Source organism: Rhabdochromatium marinum (genome assembly GCF_016583795.1).
Taxonomy (GTDB): Bacteria; Pseudomonadota; Gammaproteobacteria; order Chromatiales; family Chromatiaceae; genus Rhabdochromatium; species Rhabdochromatium marinum.
The window spans coordinates 1-1,030 of record NZ_NRRS01000184.1 but is presented as its reverse complement, the minus strand read 5'-3'; the positions used below and the strand labels follow the sequence as shown (position 1 = coordinate 1,030).

The 1,030-nt window shown below is 58.2% G+C and carries 1 protein-coding gene and 1 pseudogene; one reads left to right on the top strand and one right to left on the bottom strand.

What is annotated here, in order from left to right; genetic code table 11:
• Positions 1 to 132, top strand: a pseudogene (locus tag CKO36_RS20045) (IS481 family transposase); the annotation flags it as partial.
• 672 nt (positions 133 to 804) lie between these two features.
• On the opposite strand, the gene CKO36_RS19445 reads toward CKO36_RS20045, so the two are convergent.
• Positions 805 to 1,030, bottom strand: a 226-nt coding sequence (locus CKO36_RS19445) for a hypothetical protein (RefSeq protein WP_207161530.1), incomplete at its 5' end; no start/stop codon positions are given.

Genomic DNA, 1,030 nt, shown 5'->3' with positions numbered 1-1,030 from the left:
CTCTACAACCAACAGATCCCTCAACGCGCGTTGGGCCATGTCGCCCCCATCCAGGCGTTAAAACAATGGTACGAACGCGAGCCAGAATTGTTTTCAAAGCGGCCTTACAATCTTCCGGGACTTGACATATAACTACTAGCCGACGGCCAGGGCAAACCCGCGAGGGGATGTCTGGAGGAAGCCCGAGCGCAAAGGTGCGAGCCGACGGACAGAAACCGCATAGAAGGCTCAGTCCCCGGGTGAGTCAGCACGAGATGACGAAACCCATCAGGTGCAGGGGATAGGGTAAATGCGGCGGTTGTGCACTGAAAGTTCATGCTCTTATCCGGGGAGATCTGTCTCGCGAGCGGTTCGTGCGCCGATGGGAGTCGAACTGAGGCCCAGTGCGAAAGGGCTGGAATCGCCATCGAACCCTAAGGGGGCTGTGGTCGCCAGGGGAGTCGGACTGAGGGCCAGTGCGAAAGCGCTGGAGTCGCCACCGGACCCTACCGTGACTCGGGCAGCGCGTCGTGCGGCAACGCTTGGCGTGATGAGACAGAAGTCAGCAGACGGCCTAGTAGCCAAACGCCCACCGTCATGGGTGGGACAGGGTGAAGGCCTGAACCTTCGGCAACGAGTGAGCCACGAGTGTCTCACTGATCTTACCGCACCCGACCGGGTGAAAGGATCGTGGCGATGCATCGTGTAACCAGCGTTGAAAGCGGCCATTAACGGTTGTCTTTTTCAATCCGGAGGAAGCGCCCCGTGCGGACCCGCATGCGGGGTGCTGTGGGAGCCGGGGGAGAAAAACTCCCGGCGACCCGATTAGCTTTCGATCCTCACTGCTCTGTTTATAGAGTGGTTTTGTTGAATCATGTCTATCAATGCTTCGGCTTCTGTATGGACTTTCCAGTTCCATTTTTCGGCCTTGATCATCCCTCGGTCCAAAACCAACAATTTCAGTAGGTGATCAGCGCGAGGCATGGGGCGGCAGGAGTCCGGGAAAGGCGTAGTCTTGGAGGTGCAACCCAACCCAAGGACAGCGCCGATG